The following is a 19,063-nucleotide window of genomic DNA, read 5'->3' on the forward strand; positions in this document are numbered from 1 at the left end:
TATTGATGTATTTTTTATTCTAAAAAACAAAAAAACGCCCCAAAAGGAGCGTTTTGTTTATATAAGTATTTGGTTGTAGTTTATTCTAAAACCTCTTTTAAGTTATCGTCAGACTTACGATCTATTAATTTGTTATAAGGATCTATTCCCGCTTTTTCAGGTTTTTTATCTGTAACAATTGTGAATGTATTGTCTCCTGGTGCCAACCATTTCAATTCAAAATAATAAGGATCTTTTAGAGTTACATTCTCTTCATTTTTAATATCAGGTCCAAAAAGGCCAACATCTACTAAGTTCTTTTTAGTATCAGTTTCTCTTTCTTTTCCTTTATCATCATAATAAATTTTAGAAGAGTTTACAGTAAAAGTAGTTTCCCATTTTCCGTTATCTAGCTTTTTAGTTTTAGCTTCTGTTACTTTGTTTTCATACAAAACAATTTCTTTAAAGCCATCTGTAACTTTGTATTTTAAAGAGTCTGGAGCAACAGCATACAATGCATCATATAAATTATCGGATGTAGGGTACACGCCTTTATTAAAATACTTGTATTCATTTAAAAATTGCTTTAAAGCGCCATTAATTTTGTTTTCACCAATAACATCTTGTAATTCATACATTACCATAGAGCCTTTGCGGTACCAAATATGCTGACCAGTTTCTACATTGATTAATGAGCGTTCCGGTTTAAAACTAAACTGGCGTGCACTTAAATAAGAATCTAAAGAGTTTTTTAAGAACGATTTTATTCCGTTTTCTCCATATTCGTTTTTCATTGTCATTAAAGACACGTACTCTGCAAGAGTTTCAGAAATAATATTAGATCCAGATGTTTTACTAGGACTAACAATATGTCCCCACCATTGGTGTGCAACCTCATGAGATGTTACCCTAAACGCATAGTTAAAATCTTCAGCTTTTGAAAAATCGGCAACAAAACCAAAATCTTCAGAGTAGGGTATTGTTGTGGCAAAAGATTGCGCAAAAGTTGAGTATGCAGGAAACTCCACAATTCTAATAACCGAGTACGGATACTCATAAAAGTTTTTAGAGTTATAGTCTAATGATACTTTTATACCGTTTATAAAGTGTTTTAAATTTCTTTTGTGTTTTGGAGAATGATAAATTTCTATAGCAACTTTTTTACCACTTGGTGCTGTCCAGTAATCTTTTTCAACATCATAAGCAGCAGATGCAAAGTTGAAAAAGTAATCTGTTTTTTCATCTAATTTATAAGTAAAGTAGCTTCTATTGTCTTTATCCCACTTTTTAATAAGATTACCGGGAGCAATAGCAGTTTGCCCTTTAGAGGTGCTCACAGTAGCTTCAAAATTCATGTAGTTTGCATCTTCATTAAACAAACTCTTTTTTAGAGCAGTACTATCGGTTCTAGGAGGAAATAAGTAGTCCATTTCTTCTAAGTCGTACTTTTTACGAGTACCATTATCATTTAAAGCAATTTCATAATGAAAAGAAGGAAAAATATCATCTCTAAAAAATGTACCGTTATTTAATACATTTGTCTCTAATCCGTTGGCAAAACCTTTTGTTATTGCCCTAGTATTAATAATTAAAGAAGCAGTGTCTTTTGGTTGTAAAGGCTTTGGTAACTTGTATATAAATAGTCTGTAAACACTATCTTTTAAAAAGGGTTGTAGTTCTTTTCCGTTATAAACAACTTTAGTTATTTTAGTATCTGCAACACCAAATTTTACTTCCATTAAGAGTGTATCTATTGGGGTGTCAAAATTATTTACTGCAGTAAAATTACCTTCTGCATAAACGTCTCTTTCTTCTGGATAAATATCTATTTTAGCCTTAAGGTCTACAACTTGTATATGCGGTTTGTTTAGGTATTTTGCGTAATTTTTTTCAGCATCTGCTACAATTTTATTGCTATGATCTGCACTTCCTATAGTATTTAGTACTTGTAAGTTGTAGTAGCTATATGCACCAACAGCAATAAAACCAATAATAAATGCTACAAAAGCAATTATGGTTTTTCCTTTAAAACGACTAGCAGCTAAACGTAGTCTTTCTTTAAAATTGGAGTAAAATCCTCTATTCCAGAAGGCATAACCAACTACAGCTAAAATACAGCTAAATAAAATCCAGTATAGATTTAACCAGAACCCACCAATTAAATAATGGCCAAATCCATTTAAATCACTTAAAAAACTACTAGGTAAACCGCCATATATAAATAATGGGTTATTTACTTTAAAAACTAATGTAATTAGAATGGGTAAACCCAAAGAAATCACAATAACTAAAAAGTGCCCTAAAAATTTATTGTTTGCTAATATATGTATAAAAAATGCCAGTAGAACGGTTGTAATATATGCAGGAAATATGTTAGCAAAATTAAAGACTAAATACAAACCTACTTCATAGTTAAAATATCCGTTATAGGTTTGGTATAGCATACCAACTATTATTGTAACTATGGTAAGTACAACAGCAACGCCTACTAATGCTATAATTTTAGAAATATAAAGTGTAGTGTTGGTAACAGGCAAAGCATCATAAAATTCAAATGTTTTATTGTTTCTTGTCCTGTGCACTGCCTCACCAGCATAAATAACTAATATAATAATAGAAAAAACCAACAATCCGGAGCTTAACTCTTGCACCATAAAACGAGTTATTGGTAATGATGGTGTGCCGTATGTTTGAGTAGATTGTGTAGCTATAAATACAGAGAAAATAATACCAATTAAAATAAGAATTCTAAACGCATTCTCTTTAACAATTGATAAAAATTCAATTTTACTTAAAGACCATAAATTTCCCCAATTTGCTTTTTTAGTAAATACTTGTTTTATGTTTTCTATTGCCACAGAACTCTGTGGAGTTGTAGTGTCTTCTTTTAATTTTTTAGCTTTCTTAGGAATTAAAAAGCTAGGGTATGAGAATTTAAATACTGTAAAAGCAAAAATTCCAATACTAATAACAAACCACATAAGGCGGTTTAGTAAAAACTCGCCGTACAAAGGTAAGTATAGGGTGTTAACTTCGTTAATAGACCAATATTTTTTTATAAATCTATACGCTTGTGCTCCAAATGGGTCTAAGTAAATGCTTAGCCATTGGCTGTCTAAATTTGCCAATAAAGTGCCGGCTACATTAGTTAAAATAAAGATTACAATTCCGCCTAAATATAAAATAGACATTCTTTTAAAAAATGTCATTAAGCTAAAAAATAATGCGCCAATAAAAAGCGAATTAAGTGTTAGGAAAAATATAAACGGAAGAAAATAAGCTGTAAAATCAAAACTAGTATATGTTCCATAATCTGGTCTGTTTAATAACGCTCCAATAGTAAAGCCAATCATAGCACCAAGTACAGCACCAATGTTCATAACAGTAACAATGGTAAAACTACCTAAAAAGCGGCCTATAATGTAATTTTTTTCTGTTATTGGAAACGAAAAATATGTTTGTGCCGTCTTATGCTCTTCATCTCTGTATACTGGTACACCCATAATTGCTGCATAGAAAAACAAGCCAAGAATGCTTAGACTACCTAAAACACCAGCAATTGCGTTAGGGCTATTTGTAAATTGTGCTGTTCCAGAATCCTCAAAAACGGAAATTAATAGCGGAATTATAAACAGTAGAAAAATGTAAATGTAAGTTACTGGTCTGCGTAACCTGTACTTTAGTTCAAATAAAAATATCTCTTTCATAATTACACAGTTTGTTTAGCCTTTTGGTTAATACTGTAAAAGTAAAAGTCCTCTAAAGTGTTACTTATAACTTCAAAACCTTCTCCAGGGTTACCGTCTGCATATACATTTATGTTTAGATTTCCACCACGTAAATAAGACGATAAAACAGTGTAATTTTCTTCGTAAGTAGCAATTTCTTCTTTCTTAATACTTTTTCTAAACACCTTGCCATTTAAAGAGTTTGTAAGCTCCATAGGATGACCTTGTACAAGCACTTGCCCTTCATTAAAAACAGCCATATTTGTACAAAGGTTAATAACATCATCTACAATATGTGTAGATAAAATAACAACAGCCTCTTCTCCTAACTCACTTAATAGGTTATGAAAGCGATTACGCTCTAGCGGGTCTAAACCAGCAGTAGGCTCATCTACAATTATTAATTTTGGATTGCCAATAAGTGCCTGTGCAATACCAAATCGTTGGCGCATACCACCAGAGTAATCTCCTAAATTTCTTTTTCTAAACTTGTATAAGTTTACTTTGTTTAGCAAATCTGCTACGTATGCTTTACGCTCACCACTATTTTGTATACCTTTTATTTTTGCAATATGGTTTAGCATCATCTCTGCAGAAACTTTTGGGTAAACCCCAAAATCTTGAGGTAAGTAACCCAAAACTTTACGTAATTCTTCGGGCTTATTAAAAACATCAATACCATTAAATTCTATACTGCCGCTATCTGCTAATTGTAAGGTAGCTATGGTTCTCATTAAACTAGATTTACCAGCGCCATTTGGTCCTAAAAGGCCAAACATACCTTTGCTAATTTCTAAATTTACATTGTTTAACGCTTTTGTTCCATTAGGATACGTTTTGTTTAGGTCTTTAATAGATAGCATATGTAATTTTTTATTTTTAGTGATGTTGCTAGGTTAGTAACTATATTTGTTAACTTGTTACACTTTTATATAGTTATTTTAAGAAATGTCTTACTGTTTTAACAATTATCTCCAAGTAATTGCTTTTTTAGATGCATCTTTAAACTGATAAACAATATGTGCTAGCCTTGCTTTAATTAGCTGTTGCCTACCGTACTTTGTTCTGGTGTAAATTAAAGAAGATTTACCAACAAATTCTTCCCAATAAAAATGAAATCTTTTAGCTTCTGCTTTACGTTTACAAAAAATGGTAGGTACAACGTAATAGGTACGTAAATTCCACTTTCTTTTTAACCAAGAACTATTGTCTATTAAGTATTTTGGATTTTCTACTGGAGCAATAATTTCTTCTAGTGCAGTAATAAATACAGAGCTCTCATTAGTAGTTACACCTGTTATGTAAAATGCAAAAACACCATTGCTATAGCGGTCGGTTTCTAGTTTTATGTTGTCTAATGGTGTTGTTATTTTATGTAATGCTGCTAAAGAGTGTAATACTGCTTGTGCTATTTTCTGTGTTTTACGCTCCATATTTCCAAACAAAAAGTAGAGCTTAAGCGCTTTATATGCTTTAGGTACAAAACCTAAAAAAACAGCTCCAAAAAATAACGATATAAACTGCATTACGCCCTTGCTTAAGAGTATGCCAACATTTTTTAAAATAAACTCTGGTATTAAGGCAAAAGTACCAACTAGTACTTCTAAAAAAAGAAATTTACTGGCGTTTACACTGCGTAATTTTTTTTGTTTGGTATATGGTTCTTTGTAAGGGTATAAAATGTTTAGTTCTCTAATAAAAACCTCTCCTTTACCAATGGCTTTTTGCCATCTTTTAGAAATTAAATCTCTTTGGGTTGCAATAGCAAAAGTCTCTTTGTTTAATTTTTTAATATCTAATTCTGGTGTGTATTGCAAAGGCAAACCTAACCTATCTAAGCCATTAACAATGTAGGGCTCTCCTTTTAAAGCAACACCCATAAATGCATTAAATCTTCGGGTTAGTTTTTCTAAATCTTTACCACCTTCGGGATCTGTAGGATCTAAACAAGCCAAATGCCAAATATTGCTAGTTTTATTTTTGTTGCCAGCTTGTGTTCTAATGGCTCTGCCACGCATTTGGTTAGACGATACAAAGGACCCTACATAAGAAGCTAACACTAAGGTGTTAATTGCAGGAGCATCCCAACCCTCTCCAAGTAAAGCTTTTGTACCAATTAGTATTTTTACGGTTCCGTTTTCAAAAAGTGCTGTAACTGCAGATACTATAGTGTTTTTACCCTTGGCAAACGATGTTATAATCACAAAATCCTCATCAACCTCTAATGGTTTTATGGTAAACTCTGTGTTACCTACTATTTTTTTTAAATTGATAAGGGCATTTTTATGTAAAATAACAATAGAGCCAGTTAAAATACCCAGTTGCTCTTTAAGTTTGCCTTGCGTGCGTAAGTATTGAAAAATAGAAACAACACCTAATTTATTTAACTCATCAACTTTAGAGCCATCAAAATACAAAAATTCTTTTCGTATAAAATCTGTTAAAATAACAGCTCTTAAATTGTCTTTTAAATTATCACTTTCGGCAGCAATAATAGCATTTATACTTTTTAATTTACTGGGACTATTGGCTAATGTTCTGTACAAATCTTCAACACCAACAAAATCTACTCGCATTTTACTAAAAGCACCAATTTTACGTAAATCTCTTTCAATGGCGTGCAATTTTTCTTCAAAAGGTAAAAGCAACTCTCTTTCTGTAACAAGTATTTCTTGTAATAATACTTGTAGCCAGTTGTAGTTTAAGTTTGGAAACTCAATTTTATCATCTTTAAAGCCCAAAACAGTTGTTTTTTCCAATGGAACTAGAATTTTAGCGGCATTTAAAAAAATTAAAATAGATGAGTAATACAGTGGTTTATTATAAATATTTTCTAACTCTTCTTCGGTGTTTTTGTAAAACGGATGTTGTTGTAATATGTTGGTAAACTCAGTATCATCTACAAGGGTATTTATAAAGTTTAATATGTTTTCACGGTAGGTAACAATGTGTTTTATTTGTTCTTTGTCTGGTTTAGAAAAATGTACATAATCCTGGTGCGGACATAAATCTTCGTTTTTAACCAAATCTGGAACCACAATTTCATCATCTATTGGTCCGCATAAATCAAAATATTTTTTCACCTCTTTAGCTTCGCTATCGTAAGGTGGTGTTGCGGTTAATGATATTACAGTAATATCATCTGCCTTTTTTATTTCAAACAAGCATTTCCACCATTCATTTTTTAAATGGTGAGCCTCATCTAAAACAATAGTTTTTATGTTGTTTGTCTTTATAAAGTTAACCAGAGTTTTAGAATTATCTAGCTTGTTAAAATCTTTATGTAAAGCGTGCAAAGCCTGGTAGGTAGTAAAGGTAATTTGCTTTGGTTTTTTTATGTTTAAAGAGTAGTTTGTATAACTTTTATCTTCTAAAAAAAAGGTGAGCATCCTGTCTCTCCACTGGTTTCTAATGGTTAAAGAAGGAGATAATACCAAAGTAGTTTGGTTAACTCTTTTAAGCATTTCTATGCCTAAAATTGTTTTTCCAGATCCAGGTGGTGCTACAACGTGTAGGTGCTTGTCGTTAATATGCGTATCAAAATTGTCTAAGAATTTTTGCTGATAGGTACGCCAAGTAAACTTAAATTGTAAAATGTTGTTAATAGTACTCAAATGAAGGCTCTTGGTTTCTATATTTTTGGTTGATATTAAGTAACTTTGACACCACTAAAGTAAACAATAATTATGTATCCAATTATTAGAAACAGAAGATTGCGTAGTAACGAGGCAATCCGTTCTTTGGTTCGTGAAACCATTATTTCTCCAGACGATTTTTTAGTACCACTTTTTGTGGTAGAAGGTAAAGGTGTTAAGCAAGAAATACCGTCTATGCCAAATTATTTTAGGTATAGTTTAGATTTGTTAGAGAATGAGGTAAAGGAGTTATGGAAAATGGGCTTAAAGTCGGTTTTACTTTTTGCTAAAGTGCCCGATAATTTAAAAGATAATAAAGGTACAGAAGCCGTAAATCCAGACGGATTAATGCAACGCGCTGTTAAAACAGTAAAAAACGTTTGTCCAGATATGTTGGTTATGACAGATGTTGCTTTAGATCCTTATTCTTCTTACGGCCATGATGGTATTATAGAAAATGGGTTGGTTTTAAATGATGAGTCTGTTGAGGTACTTACAGAAATGAGCGTGTCTCATGCAGAAGCAGGAGCAGATTTTGTTGCACCAAGTGATATGATGGATGGCCGTATTTTAAGCATACGCGAAGCTTTAGAAGATGATGGTTTTTACAACACAGGTATTATGAGCTACAGTGCAAAGTATGCCTCTGCTTTTTACGGACCATTTAGAGATGCTTTAGACTCTGCACCTGTAGATATGCAAAATGTTCCTAAGGATAAAAAAACATACCAAATGGATTATGCCAACCGTTTTGAAGCTATACGAGAAACGGAAATGGATATTGATGAAGGGGCAGACATTGTAATGGTAAAACCAGGACTTTGCTATTTAGATATAGTACGCGAAATTAAAAACGAGGTAGATGTGCCAGTGGCAGTTTACCAAGTAAGTGGCGAGTATGCTATGGTTAAAGCAGCAGCAGAAAAAGGCTGGTTAAACCATGACGCTGTTGTTATGGAGCAACTAACAGCAATTAAAAGAGCAGGTGCAAATATTATTGCCAGTTACTTTGCTAAAGATGCAATTCGTATTTTAGGGTAATTTTATAAATACAAATTTTAAAAGCTTACTAAAAAGTACAATACACTTTTTAGTAGGCTTTTTTTGTAATACATTAAAATATTTAATTTACTATTACGAATAAAGGTTAAAACCTTTCGGAAATAGGTACACATTATAATAGTCCTACAAAAATATATAGTTTAGTCCTGTTTAATACTCTTATTTAATGTACTAATACAATATATATATGATACAGTTTTTGAGAAATATTTTAGGACTTGGCCCTGCAGAACCCAAAAATTTACGTAAAAAGCCCACAGCTAATACACAAGCCACGACCGTTGTAAAAGAAGTTATTACTGATAAATTAGAAATGGATTATAGCATGGTTTATCCGTATTTGGTTTCTAAAAAAACAAAAGAACTAGACTTAGCAAATGAGTTAGTTTCGGTTTTTTATGAATCGGAAGATATTTATGCTCCTACGGTGCAGACTTTTGTGATGATGGATAAAGACAAAGAGGGGACAAACGGAGAAATAGATGTTTTTCATATAAAAACAAGTAACAAAACAGAAGAAGATTATAAAAAGCTTGATAAACATAGTTTAGCCAATTTAGATAATTTAGAATTGCCTTTTATGTATTGGGATTTTACTGATGAAAAAAGCGATTACGAAATTTTATCAACCAGAATTACCCCGTTTTCGAGTGAAAAAATATTGAGTAGAAAACATATGTTAGAGGCACACAAAATGCTAAACTCTAATGAACTCTTGGTTTCTATTCCAAGAAAAGGGCTTATTTATGTATGTTCTTATTTGTTGGATACCCAACATATCAATCAATTTATGGACATTCATGCATATATGATATTAACAAACAAGCAGAATTGTGAGCTGTTATGTGAAGATTTATTTGTGGTTAAAAACGGAGAAATAAGTAATGTGTTAGGTTTAAGTCAGCTGTCTGATAAATTAAAAGAAGGTAATCTTTAATAACCCTGTAAATAGGGTGTAATTAGAGTAACTCTTGTTTTAATTTTACATCTTACTGTATCAACCTTAAAATTGATTTATGAAAAAAATATTACTACTATTAATTGTAATACTGTTTAATAGTTGTTTTGGTGGAGATAAAACAGATGAAGAACTGTTAGCTATAGACAAACAAACACTAGTTAAAAGTATAGATTCTGATAAAGTTTTGACCTATAAATTTGCTAAAATTTTAATTAGGGCTTCAGCAGCAGAAAGTAATATTAGTCCTGAGTACTCCAAATTTAAGTCCGACTTAGATAGAATTTTTAATAAGGTTTCTAATTATGACGCTAAAGATTCTGAAAGTCTAAGTGTTTTAGATTATATATCTATTTATAGAGATTATAAAAAGATGGAGAAATTTATAATGGAAACGGATGAAGATGAGTTTCCTACTTTGTTAGAGGTTTTTAGTAGAGCAAACGCAGCTCCAGAAACACCAAAACAAAATTTGTTGGCAGGAGAGCAAAAAAATTATGTTCAGAATATAGAACACTCTGTTTTAAGTGCAATTGTAGTTTTAAGTAGAGACATTGGTAAAGAGGTGTCTTTATACGAGTGTTCTAAAACCAACCCAGAATTATTGCCAGATTCTGAAATTAAAGCTCTTTTGCAATACTACCGAGGCTTTTTGTTTTTTGAAAAAGGACTGTACTATTTGTCGGAGGATGAAATATCATCAAACATAAATTGGCTTAATGCTAATAAAGACGTAAACCTACCTCTTACAAGAGCAATGTTTCAGTGGGGAAACTTAAATAACGAACAAACTCATATTGGTTTTCATTCTTTAAATCATTTATTTAGAGGTTTTGATAGGTTAATGATGGATCGTGATATAGATGAAGAACGTGCGCTTGAAGATTTTGAAATGTTTTTAAATGACTCAAAAAAAATAGGATTAGATAATGAGGTAATTTGGTCTATAGAGTCTTACTTATATCTAAAAAAAGAAAAAAATGACAAAGCAATAGCAGCTTTAAAGAGGTTGCAGGCTAGTAAATTACTTTCTGCAGATGAAAAAGAGCGTTTAGCAGAATCTATAATATATGTACAAAATAGGGAGCCCGGAAAAGTATTAAACGGTTTTTATGATAAGTATTTTTTAAGTAAAATTGCCACAAAATACATGTTATCTATTTTAGCCAAAGTAGATTGGCAAAGGCTTATGGAAGAACAAAATGTGCCACATACTAAAGAAATTTTTGAAACTTTAGAAAAATTTAAAAGCTTTACAGAAGAATACAATAAGTATACAAGCTCCGAAAATTTGGAAAAAACAAAAGACGAGCTTTTAAAGCAGGGAGAAAGTCTTTGGGACCAAACAAAAGGTTTGTTAGACTAAGTAATTTGTTTAGTAGAATAATGCGCAATACCGGTTTTAGAACCTGTGTTGCGCATTACTATTTCATGAAAGTATTAATATTTCGCATAATTTACTAATTGTTTAAATCTTAAAGTTTTTACATTCGTTGTTGACTAATAATTGAAGTTATTGCTGTTTAAAATATTGAAACAATGAAATTTACATTTATAAAGTACATTGCTTTAACTGCATTTATGTTTACTTTTTATAAAGTATTTTTACCAGCATCATCTACTTCAACTACTTTTAACACTAAAAATACAACACACACTACAGAGTCTAATACAATAGATTTTAATCCAAATTTTCATATTTACATATGTTTTGGACAGTCTAATATGGAAGGTTCTGCAACTATAGAAGATCAAGATTTATTGGAGAACAGCCGTTTTAAAGTATTACAGTCTTTAGATTGTGATAATCTTAAAAGAAAAAAAGGGGAATGGTATACGGCTGTAGCTCCTTTAAGTCAGTGTTACGCAGGTTTGTCTCCTGCAGATTATTTTGGAAAAACAATGGCTAATAATTTACCAGACAGTATTACTGTTGGAGTTGTAAATGTAGCCGTTGGCGGATCTGATATTAGATTGTTTGATAAAGACATTTACAGTAATTATCTTAATACATATAAGGAAGATTGGTTTACAGATAAAATTAACGCCTACAGTGGTAATCCTTATAACCATTTAATACAATTGGCAAAGCAGGCACAAAAACAAGGTGTTATAAAAGGCATTCTTTTACACCAGGGTGAAAGCAATACTGGGGATAAAAAATGGCCAACATATGTGCGTACAGTTTACAACAATATGCTGGCAGATTTGTCTTTAAAAGAAGAAGAAGTACCTTTGCTTGCTGGTGAAATGGTACATGAGCAACAAGGTGGTAAGTGTGAAAGTATGAACCCTATAGTTAATACATTGCCAAGTGTAGTGCCAACAGCTCATATTATTTCTTCTAAAGGTTGTGAAGTCCGCACAGATAGCGTACATTTTAATTCTGAAGGAGTTAGAGAATTAGGAAAAAGATACGCTCTAAAAATACTAGAGCTTAAGTATAAGTAAAAAGCAAACACATTATATTACAACGTTAGTTACGCTTTAATACTAACATAAAATACCATACTTTTGGTTTTTAAGTTGTAAATAGATGTCTACATCATCAGAAATTCAAAAACATGGTTTTAAAGAAGGATTGCCCCAAGAGTTTGAGTTGGTAAATCTTGCAGACTTGTACAACAATTTTTTTGATGATTTAATAGTTCCTCACAGAGCAGATTTTTATCAAATTATATGGTTTAAAAAAGGAAATCCCAGACATATGGTAGATTTTAATCCTATAGATATTAAACCAAACTCAATTTTATTTGTAGATAAAAATAGTGTACAATGTTTTGATGAAAATGTTGCTGTAGAAGGAGAGGTTTTGCTGTTTACAGATAACTTTTTTTGTAAAACAGATGAAGATACCAAGTTTTTAAGAGGCAATATGCTTTTTAATGATTTATATTCCATATCTACCATACAAGTAAAACAGCATACGCATATTTACAATAGTATTTTTCAATTTATAGAACAAGAATTAAACACGGTTAAAGACAATTACCAATCTGATATACTTAGGAATTATCTTCAAAATATATTACTATTATCAGAAAGAGAGCGACAAAATCAAAATATTGCTTTTATAAATAAGGGACCAGATTTAGATTGTGTTATTAAATTTAGAGACTTGCTGGATAAAAATTTTATGAGGCAAAAATCTGTAGCTAAATACACAGAGCAGTTAAATGTTACGCAAAAGCGCTTAAGTGCAGCAACTTTAAAAGTAATGGACATTACACCCAAGCAAATGATAGATGCTAGGGTAATATTAGAAGCTAAGCGTTTATTAGTACATACTTTAGATAGCGTAAAAGAAATTGGTTATACACTTGGTTTTGAAGAACCTACAAATTTTGTAAAATATTTTAAAAAACATCAAGGCTTTACCCCAACTGAATTTAGAAAAAAAATACTACTGGCGTAAAATTACCATTTTTAGCCGTATTTGTATCATAATACCTAACGCCTGTTAGCGCAAATTTGCTTCATAATTTAACCCCAATAAATGAAACAAATTAGTAAAAATGAAATTGTTAATTGATGTATTAGGTTGGTCAGGTTCTGGCTTTTTAATCCTTGCTTATGGGATTACACTTATAGAAAATAATAAGTACGTTAACTATGCAAAGTACTTAAACCTTTTTGGAGCAGTATTAATAGCAATAAACTGTTATTATTATAATGCTATACCATCATTTGTTTCTAATTTAATTTGGAGTGTTATGGCCACATTAACCATATATAAAACAAAAAAAAGAGAGCGCTATTTTGTTAAGCCTAAGCTTAAGGTTTAAATTATTCTTTAATTTTTTTAGTATTTGTTATAATGCAAGGTGGTAATATCTGGTAGTAGTTTTTATTTATACAGAACTGCTAACTTTTTGCTATTTTCGTAATCTAATCATATACTATGGGTCTTTTATTATTTTACGCGTTTATTTCGGTATTCTTTTCATTTCTCTGCTCTATACTAGAGGCAGTGTTACTTAGTGTAACTCCTACTTTTATTAATGTAAAAAAGAAAGAAGGAAAAAGTTATGCAGAAGGTTTAGAAAACTTAAAAAAGGATGTAGACAAGCCTTTAATTGCAATTTTAACCTTAAACACTATAGCGCATACAGTTGGTGCAATTTTAGTGGGTGTACAGGCAAAAGTTGCTTATGCAGAAATGTATGGTACAGCTACAACCAGTATTTTTGGTGTAACTTTTACAGAAGATTTAATGGTAGGAGTAGTATCAACCATTATGACTATTTTAATATTAGTTGCCTCAGAAATTATACCTAAAACTATTGGTGCTACATACTGGAAACAGCTATCTAACTTTACAACAAAAGCTTTAAATATTATGGTTCTAATTTTAAAATGGACCGGGCTTTTATGGTTACTACAAGTATTTACTAAGCTAGTAGGCAGTAAAGAACATCATGGTAGCGTTTTAAGTAGAGAAGATTTTACAACTATGGCAGACATTGCTCATGAAGAAGGCGTTTTTCAGGAGTCTGAGTCTAAAATTATACGTAATTTATTAGAGTTTGATGAAATTTTAGCGAAGCATATTATGACGCCACGTACGGTTTTAAAATCTGCAGCAGAAACAGCAACTATAGGCGAGTTTTATAAGGCTAACCCAAAAATGCGTTTCTCTAGAATTCCTGTGTATAGCGGGTCTTTAGATAATATAACTGGTTTTGTTTTAAAAGATAACATATTAGAAGAAGTTATTAATAAAAACGGAGATTCTCCTCTGTCTAGCATAAAAAGAGAAATTTTAGCAACAGAACGTAATACACCAATTCCGCAACTATTTGAAACCTTTATAAAGAAAAGGGAACACGTAGCTTTGGTTGTAGATGAATACGGATCTGTTAGTGGTTTGGTAACTATGGAAGATGTTATAGAAACCTTACTAGGAATGGAAATTATGGATGAGAGCGACCATATTGCAGATTTACAATCTTTAGCCCGTAAAAACTGGGAGAATAGAGCAAAAAAGTTAGGGTTAATTGTAGAAGAAGATGGTAAAATAGATACTTCTGAAACAAAAACAGATACTCCGGAAGATATTAAATGATAGAAACAGCTTACATAAAGACTCCGTTAGGCATTGCTAAATTACAAGGTGATATAAACGGACTTTCTGTAATTTCTGTATTTGATAATGGCAAAATAACGGAAGTAATTCCTGAAGTGCTGGAAGATGCTGTTTATCAACTACAAGAGTATTTTAGAGGAGAACGTACAACATTTAGTGTTGAGTTAAATCCGGAAGGCACAGATTTTCAAAAAAAAGTTTGGAACGCCTTATTACAAATACCGTTTGGTAAAACTTGCTCTTATTTACAGTTGTCTAAAGTGTTAGGAGACCCAAAGGCCATAAGGGCTGTAGCTGCAGCAAACGGTAAAAATCCGCTATGGATTATGGTACCTTGCCACAGAGTAATTGGTAGTGATGGCTCTTTAACAGGCTATGCAGGAGGCTTACATCGTAAAAAATGGTTGCTAGAGCATGAAAGTCCGGTTACACAAACAACTTTGTTTTAAAGTATAAAAAAATCCGATTTAATTATAAATCGGATTTTTGTTTTTTAAGTAATAAAAACGATTTAGTTTTTACAAGTAATTTCACTTAATTCTGTTTCATCTGCAATTGCATCAGCTTGTTTTACACTGTCATCAAATAAAACAAATTTATCTATAGCGTGTCCAGAAGACCTAGCAGATATTTCCATAGTGTAAGTGCCAGCTTTATCAAATTTTACAAATACAGGATGACTATCGTTGTCTGATGTATTTGCTTGCCATTTAAAATCTAAATCATTACCACTTCTGTATATTTTAAACCAACCATCCTTAGAAGATCCTTTTGGGTTAGGTGTTTTTCCTGTGTCATTAGGGTAAATTATACTACCTTCTTTTTCACCAAAAAAATCGCTAGCATCTGCAAAGCGCAACCAAGTGTCGTTATGCTCAGATCCAGAGTTACCTTTTTTAACAGCAGACTTCCATAAAAATTTATACGTACCTGGTTTATTAATTTTAATGCTATACGTAGCCAAACCTTCTCCTGGTTTTCCAAAGTATTGGTCTCCTTCCCAAACCATATATCCTTTGCCAGAAATATTATTACCGTCATTTTTTTGGATCCAATTCTCCGTAAACACAGCATTCTCAAACTCTACGCTTACAAGTCCATCTTTTTCTACAAAAACATAATTTTTAACTTCATTACAGTTAGTGTTTTGTTCTTCAGAGGTTTCTGCATCATCTACATTGTTGGTGTCATCACTATCGTCACTACTAGAACAAGAAAAAAGTGTAATTGCAATTAAGGCTAATGGTAATAATTTTAATCTCATAAGTATATATATTGTTTAGGTACTTAACTGTATTTGTAAGATTCTATTGGCTAGGTATGCTGTATTTCGTTAAATGGTAATTTATACTTATATTCAGTTTTCTTTTAAACTCTAAACCATTAATATGCTTCATAAAATTAGTTTGGAACATGTGCTTTTCTTAGATATAGAAACTGTGCCTGAGTATGAGAACTATAGCCAAATGACCGATGAAAAAAAAGAACTTTGGGCACAAAAAACAGCCTATAAAAGACAAGATGAATTTACGCCTGAAGAATTTTATGATAAGGCAGGTATTTGGGCAGAATTTGGGAAAATAGTTTGTATTTCTGTAGGATATTTTAACACTAAAGGAGATGTACGTAATTTTAGAGTAACAACCTTTTTGGAGTAGAAGAAGTACTGCTTAAAGAATTTAAAAACCTATTAACTACACATTTTGCATCACCTAAATACGTGCTTTGCGCTCATAACGGTAAGGAGTTTGATTTTCCGTACATTGCTCGCCGTATGGTTATTAACCGTATAGACCTGCCACCAAAACTAAATTTATTTGGCAAAAAACCTTGGGAAGTACCACATATAGATACTATGGAGCTTTGGAAGTTTGGCGATTTTAAACACTATACATCCTTAAAATTAATGACTAATGTACTTGGAGTTCCATCTCCTAAAGAAGATATAGATGGTAGTATGGTTAGAGATGTTTTTTATGTTGATAATGATATAGACCGTATTATAAAATATTGCGAGTTAGATGTTATTGCTATAGCTCAAGTTTTTCTTAGGCTACGCAATGAGGAGTTACTGGTAGAAAATGAAATTAAACGAGTGTAAACCGGTGGTTACTTATTGTACTTAAGCTGTATAAAAACAGGAAAATGATCACTGTAACCACCAACGTATTTACGGCCAACATATGTTCTAAACGGTGTGCCTTTAAACTTGCCATCAAACTCAGTTAAAAAGTGCTCATCAAAAATATTAGCCTCTAAAAAGCTATGTGTACCTTTTTCATAATTTAAAAAACTATGGGAAATAATAATCTGGTCAAATAAGCTCCATTTTCTCTTGTAGCTGGCACTTCCTTTCTCAAAAGTTAATAAATGTTCACTAGGGTTGTAAAACTTATTTGTATCCATTAAAGTTTTTATACTATCAGACTTAGGACTATCATTAAAATCGCCCATAATAATATAGTTAGGGTTAGGATATTTTTCTTCAATTTTAGCCATGTAGCTAATTAATACCTTGGCAGCTTCAATTCTTTTGTAATCTGTAGAAATTTTTCCTTCTCTTTTAGAGGGCCAATGATTTACAAAAACGTGTACTTCTTCGTCATTTAATATGCCGTGTACATAAAGTATGTCTCTAGTATTATCTACCTCGCCATTGGTATTAATAATATGTACATGTATAGGCTCAGAATATAATACCGTAAAATAATCTTTGTTATAAATAAGTGCAGTGTCTATGCCGCGTTCATCAGGAGAATCATAATGCACATACTCATAATTTATATTTTCTAAATTACTATTACCTACAAGATCTTTAACTACATTTTCATTTTCTACCTCTGCAATTCCAACAAGTACAGGAGGCTCATCTGTATTGTGAGTTCCTATTTCAGAAATGGTTTTAGTGAGTTTAAAAACCTTTTTTTTGTACCTATTATTTGTCCACCTTTTTTCTCCTTTAGGAGTAAAGTCATCATCTAAAGTTGTGGGGTCATCAATAGTATCAAACAGATTTTCTAAATTGTAAAAGGCAATTGTTACCAAATTAATCTTATTTTATTATTTTAAAGTAGTAAAAAAAGTGTTTACTTTTTAATATTAGATGCTAAAATACAAAAATAGCTTAGCAAGTATTGATTAGATTTGCATTATAAATTAAACATATGCTAGAGAAGAAAGTCGTAGAATATGAAAGAGCGGTACTTATAGGAGTTATAAGTAGCACACAAACAGAGCAAAAGGTAAAAGAATATTTAGATGAACTAGAGTTTTTAACCTACACTGCCGGAGGAGAAGTTTATAAGCGTTTTGTACAAAAAATAGATAAGCCCAACCCTAAAACATATATAGGTAGTGGTAAAATGGATGAGGTTGCACAGTACGTAGAGGAGCATAAAATAGGTTCTGTTATTTTTGATGATGAGCTAACACCTGGCCAGCAGCGTAATATAGAGCGCCATTTAAAATGTAAAATAGTAGATAGAACAACACTTATCTTAGATATTTTTGCGCAACGTGCCCAAACTAGTTATTCTAGAACTCAGGTAGAGTTAGCACAGTATGAGTATCTTTTACCAAGATTAACAGGTTTGTGGACACACTTAGAGCGTCAAAAAGGTGGTATTGGTATGCGCGGTCCTGGTGAAACAGAAATAGAAACAGATAGGCGTATTGTACGTGACCGTATTACGTTACTTAAAAAGAAACTTTCTAAAATAGATAGGCAAATGGAAACCCAACGTGGTAACCGTGGTGCTTTAGTTAGGGTTGCCCTGGTTGGGTATACAAACGTGGGCAAGTCTACCTTAATGAACGTGGTAAGTAAAAGTGAAGTTTTTGCAGAAGACAAATTATTTGCAACTTTAGATACTACTGTGCGTAAGGTTGTATTAGGAAATTTACCTTTTTTATTAAGTGATACTGTTGGGTTTATTAGAAAATTACCAACGCAACTTGTAGAAAGTTTTAAAAGTACTTTGGATGAAGTTAGAGAGGCAGATTTGTTATTGCATATTGTAGATATATCTCACCCTAATTTTGAGGACCACATTGCATCGGTACATAAAATATTAGAGGAAATTAAGGCTGATGATAAAAAAACTATTATTGTTTTTAATAAAATAGATCAGTTTACGCATGAGACTATAGATGATGATGATTTGGTAACCGAAAAAACCAAAATACATTTTACATTAGAAGAGTGGAAAAAAACGTGGATGCAGAAAGTAGGCGATAGGGCTTTGTTTATATCTGCATTAAATAATGAAAATTTAGATACGTTTAGAAAAAGGGTTTATGATGAGGTTAGAGACATACATGTAACGCGTTTTCCTTACAACAACTTTTTATACCCAGAGCATTTAGACGAGTACTAAATGTTAGCGTAAATAAATTACTATTTATCTAGAAAAGCGCACTTTATCGAAGAAAATGAACCGCTTATTTTTTATACAACAGAATAGAGCAAGTTCACAACATAAATTGCCAGACTTTTAAGGTTCGCCATATCTTTACACTGTAATTAAGAAATAAGGATTGTAAAAAATCTAAAATTTAAAAATTACACAAACGATATAAAACGCCTTTTTTCCCAAATCTGGCCTTTTTCATAAAA

At 31.7% G+C, this 19,063-nt stretch carries 14 protein-coding genes and 1 pseudogene; 10 read left to right on the forward strand and 5 right to left on the reverse strand.

The window, feature by feature from the left end:
• Positions 1 to 80: 80 nt before the first annotated feature.
• The 3 genes from PBN93_RS07595 to PBN93_RS07605 form a co-directional block, all read right to left on the reverse strand.
• Positions 81 to 3,686, reverse strand: a complete 3,606-nt coding sequence (locus PBN93_RS07595) for a M1 family aminopeptidase (protein WP_271081832.1) — start codon at positions 3,684 to 3,686, stop codon at positions 81 to 83.
• A 2-nt stretch (positions 3,687 to 3,688) separates the two neighbouring features.
• Positions 3,689 to 4,570, reverse strand: a complete 882-nt coding sequence (locus PBN93_RS07600) for an ABC transporter ATP-binding protein (protein ID WP_271081833.1) — start codon at positions 4,568 to 4,570, stop codon at positions 3,689 to 3,691.
• Positions 4,571 to 4,675: 105 nt separating this feature from the next.
• Complete coding sequence (locus PBN93_RS07605) at positions 4,676 to 7,321, reverse strand: DEAD/DEAH box helicase family protein (RefSeq protein ID WP_271081834.1); 2,646 nt, start codon at positions 7,319 to 7,321, stop codon at positions 4,676 to 4,678.
• 72 nt (positions 7,322 to 7,393) lie between these two features.
• Between PBN93_RS07605 and hemB the strand changes: the two genes are divergently transcribed.
• The 8 genes from hemB to PBN93_RS07645 all read left to right on the forward strand — a co-directional run bounded on the left by hemB (position 7,394) and on the right by PBN93_RS07645 (position 14,897).
• The gene (gene hemB / locus PBN93_RS07610; RefSeq protein WP_077401019.1) at positions 7,394 to 8,383 is read left to right on the forward strand and encodes a porphobilinogen synthase; all 990 of its coding nucleotides are present in this window, start codon (positions 7,394 to 7,396) and stop codon (positions 8,381 to 8,383) included.
• A 208-nt stretch (positions 8,384 to 8,591) separates the two neighbouring features.
• Positions 8,592 to 9,341 (forward strand): hypothetical protein, encoded by a 750-nt coding sequence (locus PBN93_RS07615; protein WP_271081835.1) that lies wholly within the window; start codon positions 8,592 to 8,594, stop codon positions 9,339 to 9,341.
• Positions 9,342 to 9,420: 79 nt separating this feature from the next.
• Complete coding sequence (locus PBN93_RS07620; protein WP_077401024.1) at positions 9,421 to 10,728, forward strand: short-chain dehydrogenase; 1,308 nt, start codon at positions 9,421 to 9,423, stop codon at positions 10,726 to 10,728.
• A gap of 173 nt (positions 10,729 to 10,901) precedes the next feature.
• On the forward strand, positions 10,902 to 11,813 hold the full coding sequence (locus PBN93_RS07625) for a sialate O-acetylesterase (RefSeq protein ID WP_077401027.1): 912 nt from the start codon (positions 10,902 to 10,904) through the stop codon (positions 11,811 to 11,813).
• A gap of 85 nt (positions 11,814 to 11,898) precedes the next feature.
• Positions 11,899 to 12,777 (forward strand): AraC family transcriptional regulator, encoded by an 879-nt coding sequence (locus PBN93_RS07630; RefSeq protein WP_077401030.1) that lies wholly within the window; start codon positions 11,899 to 11,901, stop codon positions 12,775 to 12,777.
• 100 nt (positions 12,778 to 12,877) lie between these two features.
• On the forward strand, positions 12,878 to 13,147 hold the full coding sequence (locus PBN93_RS07635) for a hypothetical protein (protein ID WP_077401033.1): 270 nt from the start codon (positions 12,878 to 12,880) through the stop codon (positions 13,145 to 13,147).
• A 116-nt stretch (positions 13,148 to 13,263) separates the two neighbouring features.
• The gene (locus PBN93_RS07640) at positions 13,264 to 14,427 is read left to right on the forward strand and encodes a CNNM domain-containing protein (RefSeq protein WP_077401036.1); all 1,164 of its coding nucleotides are present in this window, start codon (positions 13,264 to 13,266) and stop codon (positions 14,425 to 14,427) included.
• Entirely contained in the window at positions 14,427 to 14,897 is a 471-nt protein-coding gene (locus PBN93_RS07645) for a methylated-DNA--[protein]-cysteine S-methyltransferase (RefSeq protein ID WP_077402210.1), read from the forward strand. The genes PBN93_RS07640 and PBN93_RS07645 overlap by 1 nt, the downstream gene beginning before the upstream one ends.
• A 62-nt stretch (positions 14,898 to 14,959) precedes the next feature.
• Here the strand turns inward: PBN93_RS07645 and PBN93_RS07650 are convergent, their stop codons facing one another.
• Positions 14,960 to 15,712, reverse strand: coding sequence for a hypothetical protein (locus PBN93_RS07650; RefSeq protein ID WP_271081836.1), 753 nt, complete (start codon positions 15,710 to 15,712; stop codon positions 14,960 to 14,962).
• A 124-nt stretch (positions 15,713 to 15,836) separates the two neighbouring features.
• Between PBN93_RS07650 and PBN93_RS07655 the strand changes: the two are divergent.
• Positions 15,837 to 16,549: pseudogene (locus tag PBN93_RS07655) on the forward strand (3'-5' exonuclease).
• Between the two features lie 8 nt (positions 16,550 to 16,557).
• Here the strand turns inward: PBN93_RS07655 and PBN93_RS07660 are convergent.
• Complete coding sequence (locus tag PBN93_RS07660; protein ID WP_077401046.1) at positions 16,558 to 17,493, reverse strand: endonuclease/exonuclease/phosphatase family protein; 936 nt, start codon at positions 17,491 to 17,493, stop codon at positions 16,558 to 16,560.
• Between the two features lie 119 nt (positions 17,494 to 17,612).
• Between PBN93_RS07660 and hflX the strand changes: the two genes are divergently transcribed.
• On the forward strand, positions 17,613 to 18,824 hold the full coding sequence (gene hflX / locus PBN93_RS07665) for a GTPase HflX (RefSeq protein ID WP_077401049.1): 1,212 nt from the start codon (positions 17,613 to 17,615) through the stop codon (positions 18,822 to 18,824).
• Positions 18,825 to 19,063 lie beyond the last annotated feature (239 nt).

Origin of the sequence: Cellulophaga omnivescoria, from assembly GCF_027915275.1 — a bacterium.
GTDB classification, from domain to species: Bacteria; Bacteroidota; Bacteroidia; order Flavobacteriales; family Flavobacteriaceae; genus Cellulophaga; species Cellulophaga omnivescoria.

What these genes read in the sequence shown, in the direction of transcription:
- hemB (WP_077401019.1), top strand. Translation starts at nt 7,394, where the DNA reads ATGTATCCAATTATTAGAAACAGAAGATTGCGTAGTAACGAGGCAATC.
- PBN93_RS07640 (WP_077401036.1), top strand. Translation starts at nt 13,264, where the DNA reads ATGGGTCTTTTATTATTTTACGCGTTTATTTCGGTATTCTTTTCATTT.
- PBN93_RS07635 (WP_077401033.1), top strand. Translation starts at nt 12,878, where the DNA reads ATGAAATTGTTAATTGATGTATTAGGTTGGTCAGGTTCTGGCTTTTTA.
- PBN93_RS07615 (WP_271081835.1), top strand. Translation starts at nt 8,592, where the DNA reads ATGATACAGTTTTTGAGAAATATTTTAGGACTTGGCCCTGCAGAACCC.
- hflX (WP_077401049.1), top strand. Translation starts at nt 17,613, where the DNA reads ATGCTAGAGAAGAAAGTCGTAGAATATGAAAGAGCGGTACTTATAGGA.
- PBN93_RS07595 (WP_271081832.1), bottom strand. Translation starts at nt 3,686, where the DNA reads ATGAAAGAGATATTTTTATTTGAACTAAAGTACAGGTTACGCAGACCA.
- PBN93_RS07620 (WP_077401024.1), top strand. Translation starts at nt 9,421, where the DNA reads ATGAAAAAAATATTACTACTATTAATTGTAATACTGTTTAATAGTTGT.
- PBN93_RS07630 (WP_077401030.1), top strand. Translation starts at nt 11,899, where the DNA reads ATGTCTACATCATCAGAAATTCAAAAACATGGTTTTAAAGAAGGATTG.
- PBN93_RS07600 (WP_271081833.1), bottom strand. Translation starts at nt 4,570, where the DNA reads ATGCTATCTATTAAAGACCTAAACAAAACGTATCCTAATGGAACAAAA.
- PBN93_RS07650 (WP_271081836.1), bottom strand. Translation starts at nt 15,712, where the DNA reads ATGAGATTAAAATTATTACCATTAGCCTTAATTGCAATTACACTTTTT.
- PBN93_RS07625 (WP_077401027.1), top strand. Translation starts at nt 10,902, where the DNA reads ATGAAATTTACATTTATAAAGTACATTGCTTTAACTGCATTTATGTTT.